Here is an 18,585-nt window from a genome sequence, read left to right as displayed (position 1 = left end):
ATCTTAAAGAGGTGGAGAAATGAAAAAGGTATTAAAAATAACGAGCAATCTAATTACGCTCTTATTATTTGCAGTTCTTGTGTTAATGGCATTTCTAGTGATTTCTACTAAAGCATCTGGAGGTGAACCACAGGCCTTTGGATACCAATTTAAGAGTGTTTTATCAGGTTCAATGGAACCGACCTTTCTAACAGGATCAATTATCGCGGTAGAACCTGTTGAAGGTGAAGATAAAAAGAACCTTAAAGAGGGCGATGTTATTACCTTCGTGGATAGTGAGGAAAGGTTGATTACGCACAGAATTATTGGGATTGAAAAAAGTGGAGAGCATGTTATGTACCAAACAAAAGGCGACAATAACAACACTGCTGATATGGAACCAGTTCTCTCTGATAATGTGCAAGCAGTATACGCAGATATAACTATTCCATATATTGGATATTTTATAGATTTTGCTCAATCTAAAGAAGGAGGAGCACTTCTCCTAATTATTCCGGGATTACTACTATTGGTTTACTCTGGGTTCAGTATTTTTAAAGGACTAAGAGAACTTGATCCAAAAGATAAAAAAACAGATACAAAAGAAACACCCGTTTAAATATGGTTGAATCCCTTGGTAAACAAGGGTCAATATAAAAAATTACATACCCAAAAAGGGGTAGAGGAGGAAATTGAACATGAGCATTAAGAAAAAATTAGGTTTAGGAATTGCATCAGCTGCACTAGGAATGTCATTAGTAGGTGGAGGAACATTTGCTTACTTTAACGATGTAGAAACATCAAATAATAAATTTACAGCTGGGACACTAGATCTTGCTGTAGATCCAATAACAATTATTGATGTAGACAATATTAAACCAGGAGATTGGATGAACCGTACTTTTGAACTTGGAAATAGTGGATCATTAGATATTGCAAATGTATTATTGAAAACAAGTTATAATGTAATTGATGCTAAAGGTGATAACGTTAGTGACTTTGGTGATCATATTCGCGTCAATTTCTTCTTTAATGATGATAAAGCAGTATTACCAGGGTTTTTGCCAGCTGACCAAGTTGTCTACCAAACTACTTTAAGTGATTTACAAAGTATGACACCTGATGCAGTAGCGAATAGAATTTTTATACCTTTCTTTGAAGAAAGAGGAGGTTTAGTAAGTGGAGATACTGATAACCTTTATGTGCAATTTGAATTTGTAAATAATGGTGCAGATCAAAATGAATTCCAAGGGGATGCTTTAGAACTTAAATGGGAATTTGAAGCAGTACAAACTGCAGGACAAAGCAGATAATACTTCAATAATAAAGGTGGGAACTTGTTCCCACCTTTTGTAAAATTAAAAAGTAGTGAGGTATTTATGAGTAATCAAAATCTATCATCAATATCACTAAAATTTTTGATAATATTTTTTCTGTTTTTATCATTTTCAATAACTACCAATGCTGAAGAAAAAGAGGTTGATATTAATACAAACCCTAATGGTTATTTTTTTGAAGTAGATAATTTAAAACCAGGTGACTGGATGCCAAGATATATAACAATAATAAATGATGGTACAAGGGATTTTAAGTATACAGCTATCGTTGGAGAAAAGAAATCAAAAAAAGGTTTGTTAGAGGAACTGGAACTGCTCGTGGAAATGGATTCCAAAGTATTATATGAAGGAAAATTAATTGAGTTTGAAGGATTTAATCCAAGGAATCTTGCAACAGGTACATCTGAAACAATGCTTTTTCAAGTAACTATGCCGTATGATTTAGGAAATGAATTTCAGAAATCTTCCGCAGAAGTTGAAATCCTGTTTATTGCTGAACTAGTAGAAACTCCAGGAGGTGGAAATCCACCTGAAGACAGTGAATCACCAGGAGGCAATACTCCAAGTGATGGGGATTTTCCGGAAAAAGTAAGCGATCATAATAGTAGTTCAGAAGAAGGCATAACTGTTACTCCAGAAATAAGAGAAAATATACTTCCAAATTCAGCTACAAATACATACAACATCATATTTATTGGCGTCTTTTTATTAGGTGCCGGTAGTCTCCTCGTATTTTTCCATAATCGTAGAATGCGTCGTGATCTTTAATAGCGACCTGAGGGAACGCTCTTCAAGGTCGTTTTTTAGATTATATTTAATTCTATGCCTAAAGAGCGTAATAGCTCTAGTGCAAAGTTCTACATTTAATCATTGACAAATATACTCTATAGAATTAATTGTAATTAGTAAAAGGTGTTCTTTATAAAAAATGCATTTGTGAAATTTAGAGATATCAAGAGCATTTTATTGTTATGAGGCTCATTATAATAAAACACAATCGATTTTGAGGTTTTTATTTCGTATAGAAAGTGAATAAACTATAAATAAATAGTTCTTTATAATGAACGAAATGAAACCTAATATAGATTTAACAGATAACCAAACATTACAGACTTTTCCAATATATAGGAGGTGTAGAAAAGGATGAGAAAAAAACGGGCATCAACGCATAGGAAGCCTAAGAATAAAACAAATAAATCTCTTATTCAAGCAGCTAGCTTAGCTTCTATTGCGGCTTTTGGAATGGCACAAGTATTACCATCATCACATGCCGCTTTTACCAATACAGAAACCGTGATAGACGGGGATATTTCATTATCATTTGTTTTCCCGGAAACTATTCAAGAACTGATTAAGGGAATTGAGGAAGAAAACCAAAGTATTTTTAAATCCAAGAATCTAGCTGTTGAACTTTTAAATAGCATGATGGGAGCCGAAAGTTCTGAAATCGCCAGGGGATATGCGGTTGAAATAGACAAACTGTTAGAAAATGCTATTGGTGTTCAAAAAGCCATTTCAGAACAGGTTAATGGACTACATACTCATTATTATGAGAAGGCGCTGAAAGAAGCTAAAAATAATCAATCTACACAACAAGTTCTCGAAATGATTGAAAAAGAGGGATTAAAGCCAGCTGAGAAAATAACTGCAGAATTGGAGAATTCCATAAAGGAAATAAAAGGAATTCAAGAACAGGCAAATAAAAAGGTAAGTAATTTAGAGGATAACGAAAAACTCTTAATAACAGAACTTACCAAGAAGGCGTTAGAAAGCATGAATAATTCTAATAACCAAGCTTTTCAAAGAGTAGATAAATATAAAGGAGACCTCAACATAATTGAACTACAAACTTTAGCTAGGGAGCTTTCAAGCTCACAAAATGATTTACAAGCTTCTATAGCTACCGCCCAACAGAGCATTAAAGATCTAGAGAATTTTATCAATCATCCAGGAAAATATACGGTTGTAGTCATTGAAGAAGCAAAACAAAATCTTGAAAAAATCAAATCTAACCTAAAAACATTAGAAGATAATAAGGCTAAAATTCAAATAACACAAGTAGCTGTTCAAGCAGGTATTTGGCAAGATTCAAATAACGTTGTTTCACAAATGCTAGCCCAATATAAAGAAGGTATGGGGATAAATGAACTTAAAGCTTTCTCTACAGAACTTTCTAAAACTGAAGACCATTTGCAAACGGTTCTAAATGAAGCGGAAGCATACACAAAAGGCTATAATGTATTTATAAACCAAAACAAAAATTCATTTACGGAAGCAAAGCTAAAAGAGGCGAAACAAAGCGAGGAGCATTTACAATCAGTAATTAAAACAGCAAAAGAAAATATCATAAATATTAAAATAACACATGCAAAAGTACAGAGTGATATCTGGAAAAGCTTAAATCTTCAAGCATCCGAACTAATAACGAAGAACAGAGAAAAAATGGATGTAAAAGAGCTTGAAACACTTATTACCGAGCTCAATAAAACACAAAGTCAAATCCAATCGGTTTTAAAGGATGCAGAAAAGTATGAAAAAGAATATGAGAAGTACTTAAATAATAATAAAAAATCTTTCTCTGAACAGATCTTAAATGAGGCAAACAAAAATCATCAGAAAATGCAAACCGAAATAAACAGTCTTAAGATTAATGTTGAAAAAATCCAAATAACAAATGCTGATATTCATGTGTCTATTTGGAAATATAGTAATCAACAGGCTTCTGAATTATTGGCAACCTATAGAGAGGACATGGAACTCAAAGAGTTGGAAACTTTTATAACGAAACTTTTTGAATACCGAGAAGATATGTTTGCTCAATTAAAAGAGGCAGAAAAATACACAACTGATTATTTGCAAAACATAGATGGTAAAGGGACCAATTTTTCTAAAGAATTAATGGAAGTAGCAAAAATAAACTATGAAAAGCTTCAATTGGAGATTGCAAACTTCAAGAAAAATATTGATCAAATGAATAAAATCTATGCAGATATTAAAGTAAAAATAGATCAAAAAAAGCAAAAACAGGAAGCGAAAAAAGTACAAGAAGAAAAGCAAAAACAATCTAACCAACCAAAACAGGAAAACCTAAATCAAAAAGACAAGAGTGAGTCTTCCAACGAAGTACAAGATACAATAGCTCCAGAAGAAACTAAAGTAGAAACAGAAACGATTAAAGAAACAACGCAAACTGAACCATCATCAATTGAAAGTGAAAGTGCAAATGGTGATGAGTAAAAAAGTAATAAAAAGGATTGTGTATACTCTATTTATTGGGTTTCTTTTCATATCTTTCTACCTAACATTCTCTAGTAAGTTAACAGGTGTAACTCCTCAAATCGCTGGTTATCAGTTGATCACGATTTTATCGGGTTCAATGGAACCCACGATAAAACCAGGATCGTTAATTCTTATCAAAGTTATTGACGATCCACACCGTCTTAAAGTAAATGATATTATTACGTTTCATTCACCAAGAAATCACAACGAGCTCATTACACATCGAATTGTAGAAATAGATAAACAAAATTCAGAGATTTATTTTACAACAAAAGGAGATTCCAATAAGACTATCGATACTAAAACGGTAGAAGGGATGAATGTATATGCAAAGTATCAGAATATTCATATCCCTTTCGCTGGTTACCTATTACATTTTTCAAAATCAAAAATAGGATTTATCCTATTCTTCCTTATACCAGTCATAACCTTGATTTTTACTAGTATCGGAAGTTTTCGCTCACCTTTGAAACGTAGACAAGTTAGTGACGTTGAGAGGCAAATATGTTCAGAAGAACAGGTGATGAAATGAAAAAATTAAAAACAGTAAAAAATATAACACTTCTTTTAGTAGGGTGTTTGTTAATTTTAGCTGCTGTCATACCTAGTGGAACCTTTTCGTTTTTTAGCTCAAGCAAAGCTACTTATTCAACTTTAGCTATCGGTTCATGTAAGCAGAATGTGAACTCTGATGTAAACTATCAGTTAAATGATCTAATTCCAGGACAGGAACCTCAAAAATTGAACATTAATATTCAAAATGATGGAACACTCTTGATTAATCATTTAGTATTAACCACCTCAGTTGTAGATGTAAAAAATAAACCTGGAAAAACTGTGCCAGGTCAGCGTCAGCTAGACAGCGAATTTTTATCACATTTTAGTGTTGATATTGTTTCAAATAATCAAACAATAAAAAGTCTACCGTTATCAAAATTAAATGAAGGAATAGATCTTACGCAATTAGAACAATTGAATTTAACGAAAGGCTTGGATGTAGGAGAGAGTTTGAATATCGATTTACTTGTGAAATTTAATAAGAAAAATGAAAATCAAGCAAAATTTGAAAACTGGTCTTTATCAACAAAGTTTTTTATTGAAGGTACTTGTTAAGGAAAGTAGAATGAAAGTATAAATACTTTCTAAGGATGTGATCCAACATAACTATAATCTTTGCCCATCGCGGCTACTCCGTAAAATACCCAGAAAACACGATGCTCGCCTTCCAAGAAGCAGCAAAAGAAGGAGCGGATGGCATTGAACTTGATGTCCAACTTTCAAAAGACGGGGAAGTAGTCGTCATCCACGATGAAAAAGTAAATCGAACGACAAACGGGAAAGGCTACGTAAAAGACTTAACACTCGAAGAGCTTCGAAAATTAGATGCAGGTCACCTTATGAAATCAATCACTAAGAAACAGCCAATTCCATCATTAAGAGAAGTATTAGAATGGATGACCACCAACGAAATCATCTGCAACATTGAACTAAAGAACAATGTTCTTCCGTATGAGGGCATGGAGGAAAAAGTGATTCAAATGGTTCGCGAGTATCATCTTTCTAAGAGAATCATCATCTCATCCTTTAACCATTACAGCATTGTAAAATCCTATCGAATCGCACCTGAGATTGAGATCGCTCCACTGTTGGGGAATGCGGTTTATATGCCGTGGGTCTATGCCCAATCTATCAGGGCAAAGGGAATTCATCCAAAATACACGGCCTATCGATCTGACATTCTCCAATCTACATTAGAAAATGGAATTGAAGTAAGACCATATACGGTTAACAAGGAAAAAGACATGGAGAAACTGTTTGAAAAAGGGAGCTCGGCCATTATCACAGATGATCCTGTTCTTGCTTTAAAAGTAAAACATAAAAGTAGCCTAGGAAAATAATACATCCTAGGCTTATTTCATGTCACTTTCTATTTTTTGAAATCGAGACTGTACTTTATTTCTTTTTCGATCGCGGTGAAGAATGAACCCAGCAATAAATCCAATTCCACCCACAACCATTAATAATCCAATAAAAAATTGTAACCATAAATAAGGAATTGGAGTATGTAAGATGCCAAATACCATATCCCTCATGAACTTAACCCCATACGCAGCAATTACTCCAGGAATCACTAATATCAAAAGTGCTATGATTCTAATCATCTTGATTATCCTCTCGTTAACATATTCTGTTTATATTCAATATTAAAAATTTTCTACTTAATAAAATCATAAATTATTAAAGAGATTTGTCAAGAAAGAACATAATCATTACAATAAGGAGTATGAATTTCTTTTCAGGTTATAGAGTGAAAAAGATTGCACGAAGAGGGTGTGTATTATGCAAAATGTGATGGTCGTTGGAGCGGGAAAAGGTGGTATGGCGATTCTGCAGCTCGTCCAGGATTCTATCGTTTTAAATGTACAAGCTGTAATTGACTTAAAAGCTGATGCCCCTGGAATTCAATGGGCAAAAGAATGTGGAATTGAAACATCCTCGGATTGGCGTCCATTTGTAAACGAAAAAATTGATATGATTATCGAAGTGACAGGAAATGAGGAAGTATACCGTGATTTAAGAAAAGCTTTTTCACGGGAAACCGTACTCATTCCAACGAGTGTTGCTCGTATGCTCATTAAGCTTTTTAAAGATAAGGAAAGATTAATTTCGAAAATTCAGCAGGAAACCTATAAATATAATCTTATTTTTAATTCTGTCGATGATGGAATGATGGTGATTAATAACGACGAGAAGGTCATTCTTCTCAACCATATTGCAGAAAAACTAATCGGGATTCCAAGAGAAGAAGCACTTGGGAAACATATTTCAACGATAGTACCAAAGAGTGAGTTACCAAGGGTGCTTCGAACAAGGACCATTGAAAGTAATAGAGAAGTACAACTTCCCAATGGATTAAGCGTGATATCTACAAGAATTCCTATTATTGATAAAAACGGATTATTAATGGGTGGTTTTTCCGTTTTTAAAGATATATCCCAAGCTGTAAGTATGGCTGAAGAAATTACCGATTTAAAGGAAGTTCAAACAAAGCTTGAGGCGATTTTTTATTGTAGTGATGAAGCGATTTCCGTTGTGGACGAAACTGGAATAGGCATCATGGTAAACCCTGCTTATACAAGAATTACGGGTTTATCCGAGGAACAAGTGATAGGAAAGCCGGCAACAATCGATATCGCGGTTGGTGATAGCGTTCATATGAAAGTATTAAAAACTAGGAGAGCGGTTAAAGGTGTACCGATGTTGGTTGGACCCCATAAACGCGAAGTCGTAGTGAATGGCGCTCCGATTATCGTGGATGGCAAATTAAAAGGTAGCGTCGGAATTATTCGCGATGTATCAGAATTGAAAAACTTGGACCGAGAATTATATCGCGCCAAGCAGATGATCCGCACATTAGAAGCGAAATACTCTTTTGATGATATTATCGGCAGTTCTGATGTCATGAAAATCGCTATCGAACAAGCGAAATTGGCAGCGCAAACGCCTGCAACTATTCTTTTACGCGGAGAATCTGGGACGGGGAAGGAACTATTTGCCCATGCTATTCACAATGCTAGTGACCGCAAATTTAATAAATTCATTCGCGTGAACTGTGCATCCCTAAGTGAATCTTTACTAGAGAGCGAATTGTTTGGTTATGTCGAAGGAGCTTTTACCGGTGCTAAGCGAGGAGGAAAAAAGGGGCTCTTCGAAGAAGCGAATAATGGGAGTATCTTTTTAGACGAAATTGGCGAGTTATCTTTAAATACACAGGTAAAATTGTTGAGAGTTCTTCAAGAAAATGAAATTACAAGGGTTGGTGGGACTGAAGCAATTTCTTTAAATGTTCGAGTGATTGCGGCGACCAATGAAAATTTGGAGAAAGCGATGGCAAATGGAGAATTCCGGGAAGATCTTTATTATCGACTCAATCAAATGCCGATTTTTATCCCGCCATTAAGAAAAAGAAAAGAAGATATCAATTCCCTTTGCATTCGATTAATCGAAAAGATTAATGGAGAATATGGAAGAAATGTAGAAGGCATTACGAAAAGTGCATTGTCCCGTCTTCTTCATTATGAATGGCCCGGAAATATTCGTGAATTAGATAATATCATTCGTAGAGCGATCATTTTCATGAATTATAATGAAAAATTGGTTGATTCTAAACACATTTTTGAATTGGGGAACCAGCCACCAACAGACTCTGAAACGCCAATTGACTTGCATTCAGAAGCTACACTTTCACAGCGTCTTGAGGAGTATGAAAAAATAATCATTAGGAAAACATTGGAAAAGAATAGTGGAAACAAAACAAAAACAGCGAAGGAATTAGGGTTATCTGTAAGGAATTTATATTATAAATTAGAAAAATACAACCTTGCAAATAATAGCATGAAATAAGTTGCGTGGTTTCTGCAATATTTTTCATAGTTAAAATAGTGGAAGTTGGATTTTACTGAGGTTTTAATTTTGGCATAAAACTTGCATGTATTTATGATATTCACTATTTTTTCTATAAATGTACTGAAGTGTTTTTGGGTAAGGGGTCAATTACTTATTGAAAGTATCATTTGGAGGTGTACAAATGCACCAAACAAAGTATCGCATCTTAACAATCAATCCTGGAACCACTTTTACGAAAATCGCTATTTTTGAGAATGAAATATCCATTTGGGAAAAAAAGATTCTCCACGATATTGAAGTGACGGAGTCTTATGTACATATTATCGACCAATTAGAGTTTAGAAAAAATGAAATCTTACAATCCCTTCATTATGAAGGGTTAAATCTATCTAGATTCAATGCGGTTTGTGCCAGAGGTGGATTACTTCGCCCGATTGAAGGGGGAACCTATCTCGTCAATGAAACCATGCTTGCGGATTTACGTGCTGGTTATGCAGGGGAACATGCTTCTAACTTAGGTGGAATTCTAGCTCATGAAATTGCCGCTGGTCTTAATATTCCGGCCTTTATTGTGGACCCTGTTGTCGTAGATGAACTCTCGGAAGTGGCAAGAATTTCAGGTTTGCCATTGATTGAAAGAAAAAGCATTTTTCATGCCTTAAATCAAAAAGCAGTAGCACATCGAGTAGCAAAAGAACTGGGAAGGCGTTATGAAGAGCTGAATTTAATTGTCGCCCATTTAGGAGGAGGCATCACCATTGGTGCCCATCAAAAAGGCAAAGTCGTTGATGTGAATAATGGTCTTGTTGGAGAAGGTCCCATTTGTCCAGAACGTTCTGGCTCAGTACCGGCAGGAGATATCGTTGAACTTTGTTTTTCTGGGGAATTTTCAAAAGAGGAAATTATGAAGTTGCTCGTTGGTAAAGGCGGATTTATCGGTTATTTACATACAAACGATCCTGAGGAAATCGAGAGAATGATGGATCTAGGAAATGAATTGGCCCAATTAGTGTACAAGGCGATGGCGTATCAAATTTCCAAAGAAATTGGTGCAGCCAGTACGGTTTTAGCTGGTGATGTCGATGCGATTATTTTAACAGGTGATCTTGCTTATCGTAAAAAACTAACGGGTGAAATTATGGATCGAGTGAATTGGATCGCAGATGTCTTTGTCCATCCGGGAGAAAATGTATTATTAGCATTAGCTGAAGGGGCATTGCGTGTGCTAAATGGGGAGGAAAAGGCAAAGGAATATCCTCAAACGGCGATTAAATTTGAATAATACTTCCGAAAAAGTTGAAAAGTTCAATTAGCGCTCGATTTGGTCCAATTCCTGCCTATTTTGGTTCAATGACCACTGAATTTGGTTCAATTCCAACATCACAAAGCGGAAACTAACTTTAGTTTGTTCTATACGCCAGCTAATTTTTTTAGATTGTTAGCTCTTTTTATAAAAATAAGCCATGGGAGGGATAACTTTGGCAAAAGAATATGATTTGGTCATTCTTGGCGGGGGAACAGGCGGATATGTAGCTGCGATTCGTGCTGCGCAACTCGGACTAAAGACCGCCATTGTTGAAAAAGAAAAACTGGGAGGAACATGTCTTCACAAAGGCTGCATCCCATCGAAAGTCTTGCTTCGTAGCGCAGAGGTATACGCGACGACGAAACGAGGGGACGAATTTGGAGTTCAGATCGAAGGCGTTTCCTTGAATTTTTCAAAAGTACAAGAACGAAAAGAGAAAATCATTGGGCAACTACATAATGGTGTTCAATACCTTATGAAAAAAGGCAAGATTGATATATACGAGGGGACAGGACGGATTTTGGGACCTTCTATTTTTTCGCCTCTGCCAGGTACGATTTCGGTTGAGATGAATAATGGAACGGAAAATGAAATGTTAATTCCGAAAAATGTCATCATTGCAACAGGTTCAAGACCAAACCCATTAAATTTTCCGATCGATCGACAATATGTCCTCACGTCGGATGAAGCCTTGGAGATGGAGTATCTACCTAAATCGATTCTTATCGTTGGCGGAGGGGTCATTGGTGTAGAGTGGGCTTCGATGTTGGCTGATTTTGATGTGGACGTCACGATTCTAGAGTATGAGGATCGAATTCTCCGAACAGAAGACAAAGAGATTTCAAAGGAAATGCAACGACTGTTTAAAAAGAAAAAAATCAACATTTATACAGGGGCAAAAGTCTTGCCAGAAACCCTACGAAAAGATGACGGCGTATCGATTCAAGCTGAAATTAATGGGGAAGTCCGCTCCTTCCATGCTGAAAAGCTGCTCGTTACGGTTGGAAGGAAAGCAAATATTGAAGGAATTGGCTTGGAAAATACAGCGATACAAATCGATAAAGGTGTTATTAAAACAAACGACTTTTATCAAACAAAAGAAACCCATATGTATGCAATCGGGGACGTCATCGGTGGACTGCAGCTGGCACATGTGGCTTCACATGAAGGCATTATTGCGGTTGAACATATCGCTGGTTTAAAACCACAACCACTTGATTACTCACTTGTGTCGACTTGTATCTATAGCCAGCCAGAAGTAGCAAAGGTCGGCTTAACGGAAGAAGAAGCTAAGGAACAAGGCTATAAAGTTAAAATAGGAAAGTTTTCGTTCCGTTCAATCGGGAAGGCGCTGATTTTTGGAGAAAGTGATGGGTTTGTCAAAATGGTTGTTGATGAAGAAACCGATGATTTACTAGGTGTTCATATGATTGGACCACATGTGACAGAGTTGATCTCTGAAGCTGGACTAGCTCGTGTTCTTGATGCAACACCTTGGGAAATATCCCAGACTATTCATCCGCATCCAAGTTTGTCAGAGGTAATCGGAGAAGCTGCGCTTGCTGTTGATGGCAATGCTCTCCATGGATAATCGTTAATATGTAAAATACAGGAGGTTACATATATGAGTGAAAACCGTCATCATGCTTTAGGTTTGAGTGATGATCAAGTCTTAGAAATGTATGAAACGATGCTTTTAGCTAGAAAAATCGATGAACGGTTGTGGCTATTAAATCGTGCTGGAAAAATATCGTTTGTTGTTTCTTGTCAAGGTCAAGAGGCAGCACAGGTAGGGGCAGCTTTTGCTTTGAATCGTAAGGAAGACTATATTCTCCCTTATTATCGGGATTTAGGTATGGTCCTTGCGTTTGGAATGACGGCAACAGAGTTGATGCTTTCCAATTTTGCTAAGGCGGAGGATCCGAACTCTGGAGGAAGACAAATGCCGGGTCATTTTGGGCAAAAGAAAAATCGGATTGTGACGGGATCTTCTCCTGTAACAACTCAAGTTCCCCATGCGGCAGGCATTGCCCTCGCTGCGAGAATGGCTGGTGAAAACAGTGTTACGTTTGTGACATTTGGTGAAGGGTCATCCAATCAAGGAGATTTTCATGAAGGAGCCAACTTTGCAAGTGTGCATAAGCTTCCGGTTATCTTCATGTGTGAAAATAATCAATATGCGATTTCGGTTCCGCTAAGTAAACAGGTGGCATGTGAACGTATTTCGGATCGGGCGATTGGTTATGGCATGCCAGGAGTAACGGTTGATGGAAATGATCCGTTAGCTGTTTATCAGGTCGTTAAAGAAGCGGCTGATCGCGGTAGACGTGGTGAAGGACCGACTTTAGTTGAGGCACTTGTCCATCGTATGACACCTCACTCCTCTGATGATGATCATCGCAGTTATCGAACAGATGAAGAGATTTCAAAAGCAAAAGCGGAAGATCCGCTGCTTTCTTTTTTAACCTACTTAAAAGAAACGAATGTAATCGATGATCAGAAGGAAATGGATATAAACATCCGGATTAAGAAATTAGTGGATGATGCAACGGATTATGCTGAAAATGCTCCGTATGCGAGTCCTGAACATTTAATGAAATATGTATACGCGGAAGAATAGGGGGGATCAGAGTGGCGAATATTTCTTATATAGAGGCCATAACGATGGCGCTCCGAGAGGAAATGGAAAGAGATTCAAAAGTTTTTATCTTGGGTGAAGATGTTGGAAAAAAAGGTGGAGTATTTAAGGCAACCGTTGGTCTATATGAACAGTTTGGCGAGCAAAGGGTAATTGACACGCCATTAGCTGAATCTGCGATTGCGGGTGTCGGGATTGGTGCGGCGATGTATGGAATGCGACCAGTGGCAGAGATGCAATTTGCTGATTTTATTATGCCTGCTGTCAATCAAATTATTTCAGAGGCGGCTAAAATTCGTTATCGTTCCAATAATGACTGGAACTGTCCGATTGTCATACGTGCTCCATATGGCGGCGGCGTACATGGTGCCCTGTATCATTCACAATCTGTTGAGGCTGTCTTTGCCAATACACCTGGTTTGAAAATTGTCATGCCTTCAACTCCATATGATGTGAAAGGATTACTTAAAGCGGCAATTCGTGATGATGATCCTGTCTTATTTTTTGAACATAAACGAGCTTATCGGTTAATAAAGGGAGAAGTACCGGAAGAAGATTATGTATTACCGATTGGAAAAGCGGCTGTAAAGCGTGAAGGCGATGATATTACGGTTATTACATATGGTCTTTGTGTTCACTTCGCTCTACAGGCTGCAGAAAAATTGGCCGAAGAAGGGATTTCGGCACATGTTTTGGATTTACGAACTGTTTATCCGCTTGATCAAGAGGCGATTATTGAGGCTGCGACCAAAACGGGTAAAGTTTTGTTGGTAACGGAAGATAATAAAGAAGGCAGTATTATTAGTGAAGTGTCGGCCATTATTGCAGAGCATTGTTTATTTGAATTGGATGCTCCGATACAACGTTTGGCGGGTCCAGATGTACCTGCGATGCCGTTTGCACCAACGATGGAAAAGGAATTCATGGTGAATACGGAAAAAGTGGAAAAAGCCATGAGAGAGCTTGCGGAATTTTAAGGAGAGGGGGAGAAATAATTTATGGCAATTGAAAGGATTACGATGCCTCAATTAGGTGAGAGTGTAACGGAAGGATCGATTTCTAAATGGTTGGTCACAGTCGGCACCCCTATTAATAAATATGAACCAATTGCTGAGGTCATCACAGATAAAGTAACGGCAGAAATTCCTTCTTCTTTTTCTGGAAGTATAAAAGAAATTCTTGCCGGAGAAGGCGATACCCTGCAGGTTGGCGAAGCTATTTGTATCGTTGAAACGGATTCAGTACCGGAGGAGGTAAGCCCTGAGGAAGTTGGTGGTAATGTGAGTGAAAATAAACAAGTTCAAGAGGAAGAGTCACAAAAAGCCCGCTATTCTCCCGCAGTTCTCAAATTATCACAAGAACATGGGATTGATTTAAATACTGTAAATGGGACTGGATTAGGTGGACGGATTACGCGAAAAGATTTATTAAAAGTCATTGAATCTGGTACATCCCAGAAGAAGACGGAAGAAACCGTTCCACAGCCAATCCAACAAGGTGCAGAGGTTACTCAACCAGTCAAGCAGGAAGATAACGTTGTACCGGTAAGTACGGGTGATCTTGAAATCCCAGTAAATGGAGTTCGTCGAGCCATTGCGAATCAAATGATTAAAAGCAAGAATGAAATCCCCCATGCGTGGATGATGGTGGAAGTCGATGTGACAAATCTCGTTCAATATCGAAATGAAGTGAAGGACGAATTTAAGAAAAAAGAAGGCTACAATATTACCTATTTTGCTTTCTTTGTTAAAGCTGTTGCCCAAGCTATGACAGATTTCCCAGAGATCAATTCGATGTGGGCAGACGATAAAATTGTGCAGAAAAAGGATATTAATTTAAATATCGCTGTTTCAACCGAGAAGGAACTATTTACACCGGTAATTAGAAATGCGGATGAAAAATCCATTAAAGGGATTGCTCGCGAAATCAATGATTATGCAGTAAAAGTAAGAACTGGAAATTTACAGGTTGAAGACTTACAGGGCGGTACGTTTACTGTTAATAATACAGGTACAATTGGCTCTGTTCAATCGATGGGAATTATCAATCAGCCGCAAGCAGCCATCTTGCAAGTGGAGTCCATCATCAAACGTCCAGTTGTAATCGATAATATGCTTGCCATTAGAGATATGGTCAACCTATGCATTTCACTTGATCATCGCGTGCTCGACGGATTCATCTGTGGAAAATTTATGCATCGAGTCAAAGAAATTCTCGAAAAAACATCAAGAGAGAATACACCAATTTATTAAGAATGTAATGAGGTGACAGGCACCTTCCACAAACTGGAAGGTGCCTGTCACCTCAACTTAGTTACTTTAACTTAATCCTAATGATTGCACTTTATTTAAAAATATTGTTATGATAATAATATATTTAAGTTTTTTACTTTTTTACTTCCTTCAGTAGATTTGTTCTCTTACATGAATGGGTATTTATCTATATTCAGTATGGGGTCAAACCATTGCAGAATGAAGTTAAAAGCCTCCGGCGGATGCCATAGATTTTCAAAGGAAGTTGTCGAGCGAGCTCGACGAAAATCTAGGCGAAAATTCTCCCAGGTGAATTCTATTAAAAGGAGCGAGGAAATGAATATCGATTTTAATTTATTCATGAATGATCATGTTCTTAGAGCAAGACAAGAGATTGTTGAAGCTGGATATACAGAATTAAAAACACCGGAAGAAGTGGACGAAGCATTAAATAAAAAAGGCACGACACTTGTGATGATTAATTCTGTTTGTGGTTGTGCAGGTGGAACCGCTCGTCCGGTTGCAGCTCATGCGCTTCACTATGATAAGCGCCCAGATCAATTGGTGACTGTTTTTGCGGGGCAAGATAAAGAGGCAACGGAAAAAGCTCGTTCATACTTCACAGGTTATCCGCCGTCCTCACCATCTTTTGCACTACTAAAGGATGGGAAGATTCTTAAGATGGTAGAGCGCCATGAAATTGAGGGTCATGAGCCTGCAGCGGTTATGCAAAAATTACAACAATATTTTGATGAATATTGTGAGGAAGTATAAAATATTCATAAGAAATGTCCATTATTATTGATAATAATGGACATTTTTGTGTGAAACATGAAACCTAGCGAAAACGTACTACGAAAGAACTTGTCTGATATTTCATTGAATAACAGCCAATCAGAATTTTAGAATTTTACTTTTTCACCTATTTTTCTGTTGCATATTCATAACAATGTGTTAAAATGCATTTAAGTGAATAAATATTCGTTCCTAATAATATTATAGTACAAGAGGAACACTATCTAATATAACAAGGATTTAGATTTGAGGGGGAAGAACCGTGAAAAAATTAATATCTATTTTATTTATGAGTATCCTAGCGATGGGAATACTGGCTGCGTGTGGTACAGGAGAAAAAGACGCAGGAACAGCTGGTGACAGCGATAAAAAGGTTTTAAAAATGGCAACATCAGCCGATTATGCACCATTTGAATATATTGATACTGAAAAAAGTAGCGACATTGTTGGGATTGATATTGATATTGCAAAAGCCATTACAGAAAAACTTGGATACGAACTTCAAGTACAAGATATGGACTTTGGCGGATTGATTTCTGCGTTACAAAATGGACAAGCTGATTTTGTGATGTCAGCTATGTCAGCAACAGAAGATCGTAAAAAGAATGTAGACTTTAGTGATGTTTACTATACATCCAAGCACGTGATTGTATCGAAAAAAGGCAGCGGGATTGAAACAAAAGAAGATTTAGCTGGTAAAAAAGTAGCAGCACAAATGGGGTCAATTCAGGAAGAAAAAGGGAAAGAATTAGCGGAAGAAGTTGGGTTTTCCATTGAAAACCGTAACCGTATCCCAGAGCTTATTCAAGAAATTATGGCTGGACGCCTTGATGCTGCGATTATTGAAGATACAGTAGCGCAAGGATATCTTGAAGAAAATAAAGATATTGCTGGATTTACGATTGAAGACGCTGACGGTGGTTATGCCATTGCATTCCCTAAAGGTAGTGACCTTACAGACGAATTTAATAATGAATTAAAAGCAATGATAGATAGCGGTGAAATTGATACGATTATTAAAAAGTACTTTGAATAATCGTATTGTAAAACGTTCAGAAAATCGTTTCTGAACGTTTTTCTCCGTTTAATCGAATATAGATTTTTTATTTCAATACATCCTGAGAGGATTGGTACAATGAATTTAGATTTTTCATCCGTTCTCCCGTCATTTCCTTTTATTTTAGATGGAGTTTGGATTACACTTCAAATTGCGTTTTTTGCGGGGATTATCGGATTTGTCGGTGGAATTATTTTATCATTATTTAAAATTAGTAATATTAAGATATTAAATTGGTTTGCGGATGTGTATACGTCCATTTTCCGTGGGACGCCGCTTGTATTACAATTGATGATCATTTACTTTGGTTCTCCGCAAGTACTTGGTTATCAAATTGAACCATTTACAGCAGCGATTGTTTCCTTTGGATTAAATTCGACCGCTTATATTTCTGAAATTATTCGTGGTGGAATTTTAGGAATTGACAAAGGACAAAGTGAAGCAGCCATGGCTTTAGGGGTTCCTTATCGTCCAATGATGATTAACATTGTTTTACCTCAAGCACTTAAAAATATTTTACCTTCATTGATGAACGAATTTATTACGTTAACTAAAGAATCTGCGATTGTCACAACCATCGGTGTAATGGATATTATGCGTCGTGCTTACCAGGTTGGCGCTGATAAATTCCGTTTTATTGAACCGCTTCTTTTAGCAGGGATTATCTATTATCTTTTAGTTATGGCATTAACCTTGATTGGAAAGGCTGTCGAAAGGAGAATGAGAAAAAGTGATTAAGGTAGAGGGGTTAGTCAAACATTTCGGCAAGCTTGAAGTTTTAAAAGGAATTTCAACTACGATTCAAGAAGGTGAAGTAGTCGCGATTATTGGTCCATCTGGATCAGGGAAATCGACATTTCTTCGCTGTTTAAACTTATTAGAAAAACCGACTGGTGGTCATATTTATATTCATGGTTCAGATTTAATGGATAAGAAAACAGACATTATGAAAATCAGGCAAAATGTGGGCATGGTATTCCAACATTTTCATTTATTTCCTCATAAAACCGTCATGGAGAATATAACCTATGCACCGATGAAGGTGAAGAAAATGAGCCGAGAAGATGCTGAAAAAATCGGCATGGATTTATTAACAAAAGTAGGGTTAGCTGAAAAAGCTTCTGAGTATCCGAGTCGTTTATCTGGTGGGCAAAAGCAGCGTGTAGCGATTGCTCGAGCGTTAGCGATGGAACCTAAAGTCATGTTATTTGATGAGCCAACATCAGCCTTAGATCCAGAAATGGTGAAAGAGGTGCTAGATGTTATGAAATCACTAGCAGACTCCGGGATGACAATGGCGATTGTTACACATGAAATGGGATTTGCCCGAGAAGTCGCAGATCGTGTTCTCTTTTTAGAGAATGGTCAATTAGCCGAAGATTCCCCACCAGAAGAATTTTTCGCCAACCCAAAGAGCCAGCGCGCCAAAGACTTTTTAGAAAAAGTATTATAATCTCGATAAAAAGGGGAAAAGATGACGATAATCTTTTCTCCTTTTTATTTTTAAAGGGAAAAACATGTTAAACTGAAGGAAA

18 protein-coding genes are annotated in these 18,585 nt (G+C 37.0%); 17 read left to right on the top strand and 1 reads right to left on the bottom strand.

Annotated elements, in window-relative coordinates:
* The first annotated feature begins 19 nt into the window (after positions 1–19).
* The 7 genes from sipW to Q5760_RS18235 all read left to right on the top strand — a co-directional run bounded on the left by sipW (position 20) and on the right by Q5760_RS18235 (position 6,493).
* Complete coding sequence (gene sipW / locus Q5760_RS18265; protein ID WP_428909047.1) at positions 20–598, top strand: signal peptidase I SipW; 579 nt, start codon at positions 20–22, stop codon at positions 596–598.
* Positions 599–677: 79 nt separating this feature from the next.
* Positions 678–1,292, top strand: a complete 615-nt coding sequence (locus Q5760_RS18260) for a TasA family protein (RefSeq protein WP_428909046.1) — start codon at positions 678–680, stop codon at positions 1,290–1,292.
* A gap of 66 nt (positions 1,293–1,358) precedes the next feature.
* Positions 1,359–2,084: a TasA family protein gene (locus Q5760_RS18255; RefSeq protein WP_428909045.1), complete on the top strand. Its 726-nt coding sequence runs from the start codon at positions 1,359–1,361 to the stop codon at positions 2,082–2,084.
* Between the two features lie 375 nt (positions 2,085–2,459).
* Positions 2,460–4,553: a hypothetical protein gene (locus tag Q5760_RS18250; protein WP_428909044.1), complete on the top strand. Its 2,094-nt coding sequence runs from the start codon at positions 2,460–2,462 to the stop codon at positions 4,551–4,553.
* Positions 4,546–5,127 (top strand): signal peptidase I, encoded by a 582-nt coding sequence (locus Q5760_RS18245; RefSeq protein WP_428909043.1) that lies wholly within the window; start codon positions 4,546–4,548, stop codon positions 5,125–5,127. Before Q5760_RS18250 ends, Q5760_RS18245 begins: the two co-directional genes overlap by 8 nt.
* Positions 5,100–5,708 (top strand): TasA family protein, encoded by a 609-nt coding sequence (locus Q5760_RS18240; protein ID WP_428909042.1) that lies wholly within the window; start codon positions 5,100–5,102, stop codon positions 5,706–5,708. The genes Q5760_RS18245 and Q5760_RS18240 overlap by 28 nt, the downstream gene beginning before the upstream one ends.
* Before the next feature lie 47 nt (positions 5,709–5,755).
* Positions 5,756–6,493: a glycerophosphodiester phosphodiesterase gene (locus tag Q5760_RS18235; protein WP_428912624.1), complete on the top strand. Its 738-nt coding sequence runs from the start codon at positions 5,756–5,758 to the stop codon at positions 6,491–6,493.
* Between the two features lie 12 nt (positions 6,494–6,505).
* On the opposite strand, the gene Q5760_RS18230 is transcribed toward Q5760_RS18235, so the two are convergent.
* Entirely contained in the window at positions 6,506–6,757 is a 252-nt protein-coding gene (locus tag Q5760_RS18230) for a DUF2627 domain-containing protein (protein WP_428909041.1), read from the bottom strand.
* Positions 6,758–6,935: 178 nt separating this feature from the next.
* Between Q5760_RS18230 and Q5760_RS18225 the strand changes: the two genes are divergently transcribed.
* The 10 genes from Q5760_RS18225 (at position 6,936) to Q5760_RS18180 (ending at position 18,503) form a co-directional block, all read left to right on the top strand.
* Positions 6,936–8,999: a sigma 54-interacting transcriptional regulator gene (locus Q5760_RS18225; RefSeq protein ID WP_428909040.1), complete on the top strand. Its 2,064-nt coding sequence runs from the start codon at positions 6,936–6,938 to the stop codon at positions 8,997–8,999.
* Between the two features lie 184 nt (positions 9,000–9,183).
* The gene (buk, locus tag Q5760_RS18220; RefSeq protein WP_428909039.1) at positions 9,184–10,284 is read left to right on the top strand and encodes a butyrate kinase; all 1,101 of its coding nucleotides are present in this window, start codon (positions 9,184–9,186) and stop codon (positions 10,282–10,284) included.
* A 196-nt stretch (positions 10,285–10,480) separates the two neighbouring features.
* Positions 10,481–11,899, top strand: a complete 1,419-nt coding sequence (lpdA, locus tag Q5760_RS18215; RefSeq protein WP_428909038.1) for a dihydrolipoyl dehydrogenase — start codon at positions 10,481–10,483, stop codon at positions 11,897–11,899.
* A gap of 33 nt (positions 11,900–11,932) precedes the next feature.
* Positions 11,933–12,928: a thiamine pyrophosphate-dependent dehydrogenase E1 component subunit alpha gene (locus tag Q5760_RS18210; protein WP_428909037.1), complete on the top strand. Its 996-nt coding sequence runs from the start codon at positions 11,933–11,935 to the stop codon at positions 12,926–12,928.
* An 11-nt stretch (positions 12,929–12,939) separates the two neighbouring features.
* Entirely contained in the window at positions 12,940–13,923 is a 984-nt protein-coding gene (locus Q5760_RS18205; protein ID WP_428909036.1) for an alpha-ketoacid dehydrogenase subunit beta, read from the top strand.
* Between the two features lie 21 nt (positions 13,924–13,944).
* Positions 13,945–15,198, top strand: a complete 1,254-nt coding sequence (locus tag Q5760_RS18200; protein ID WP_428909035.1) for a dihydrolipoamide acetyltransferase family protein — start codon at positions 13,945–13,947, stop codon at positions 15,196–15,198.
* Between the two features lie 336 nt (positions 15,199–15,534).
* Positions 15,535–15,972: a BrxA/BrxB family bacilliredoxin gene (locus tag Q5760_RS18195; protein ID WP_428909034.1), complete on the top strand. Its 438-nt coding sequence runs from the start codon at positions 15,535–15,537 to the stop codon at positions 15,970–15,972.
* Positions 15,973–16,255: 283 nt separating this feature from the next.
* Complete coding sequence (locus Q5760_RS18190; protein ID WP_428909033.1) at positions 16,256–17,029, top strand: transporter substrate-binding domain-containing protein; 774 nt, start codon at positions 16,256–16,258, stop codon at positions 17,027–17,029.
* A 99-nt stretch (positions 17,030–17,128) separates the two neighbouring features.
* A complete protein-coding gene (locus Q5760_RS18185; RefSeq protein WP_428909032.1) occupies positions 17,129–17,788 on the top strand; it encodes an amino acid ABC transporter permease in 660 nt (219 codons plus the stop codon).
* Positions 17,781–18,503 (top strand): amino acid ABC transporter ATP-binding protein, encoded by a 723-nt coding sequence (locus tag Q5760_RS18180; RefSeq protein WP_428909031.1) that lies wholly within the window; start codon positions 17,781–17,783, stop codon positions 18,501–18,503. The genes Q5760_RS18185 and Q5760_RS18180 overlap by 8 nt, the downstream gene beginning before the upstream one ends.
* The last annotated feature ends 82 nt before the right edge of the window (positions 18,504–18,585 follow it).

The organism is Niallia sp. Kr1, assembly GCF_050389805.1.
GTDB lineage: Bacteria > Bacillota > Bacilli > Bacillales > Cytobacillaceae > Bacillus_BD.
The sequence above is the reverse complement of the archived record's forward strand: the minus strand, read 5'-3'. Positions and strand labels throughout refer to the sequence as shown.

Bases quoted from the DNA above. Each gene is read 5' to 3' on its own strand.
- sipW (WP_428909047.1), top strand. From the start codon at position 20: ATGAAAAAGGTATTAAAAATAACGAGCAATCTAATTACGCTCTTATTA.
- Q5760_RS18260 (WP_428909046.1), top strand. From the start codon at position 678: ATGAGCATTAAGAAAAAATTAGGTTTAGGAATTGCATCAGCTGCACTA.
- Q5760_RS18255 (WP_428909045.1), top strand. From the start codon at position 1,359: ATGAGTAATCAAAATCTATCATCAATATCACTAAAATTTTTGATAATA.
- Q5760_RS18250 (WP_428909044.1), top strand. From the start codon at position 2,460: ATGAGAAAAAAACGGGCATCAACGCATAGGAAGCCTAAGAATAAAACA.
- Q5760_RS18245 (WP_428909043.1), top strand. From the start codon at position 4,546: ATGAGTAAAAAAGTAATAAAAAGGATTGTGTATACTCTATTTATTGGG.
- Q5760_RS18240 (WP_428909042.1), top strand. From the start codon at position 5,100: ATGTTCAGAAGAACAGGTGATGAAATGAAAAAATTAAAAACAGTAAAA.
- Q5760_RS18230 (WP_428909041.1), bottom strand. From the start codon at position 6,757: ATGATTAGAATCATAGCACTTTTGATATTAGTGATTCCTGGAGTAATT.
- Q5760_RS18225 (WP_428909040.1), top strand. From the start codon at position 6,936: ATGCAAAATGTGATGGTCGTTGGAGCGGGAAAAGGTGGTATGGCGATT.
- buk (WP_428909039.1), top strand. From the start codon at position 9,184: ATGCACCAAACAAAGTATCGCATCTTAACAATCAATCCTGGAACCACT.
- Q5760_RS18210 (WP_428909037.1), top strand. From the start codon at position 11,933: ATGAGTGAAAACCGTCATCATGCTTTAGGTTTGAGTGATGATCAAGTC.
- Q5760_RS18200 (WP_428909035.1), top strand. From the start codon at position 13,945: ATGGCAATTGAAAGGATTACGATGCCTCAATTAGGTGAGAGTGTAACG.
- Q5760_RS18195 (WP_428909034.1), top strand. From the start codon at position 15,535: ATGAATATCGATTTTAATTTATTCATGAATGATCATGTTCTTAGAGCA.
- Q5760_RS18185 (WP_428909032.1), top strand. From the start codon at position 17,129: ATGAATTTAGATTTTTCATCCGTTCTCCCGTCATTTCCTTTTATTTTA.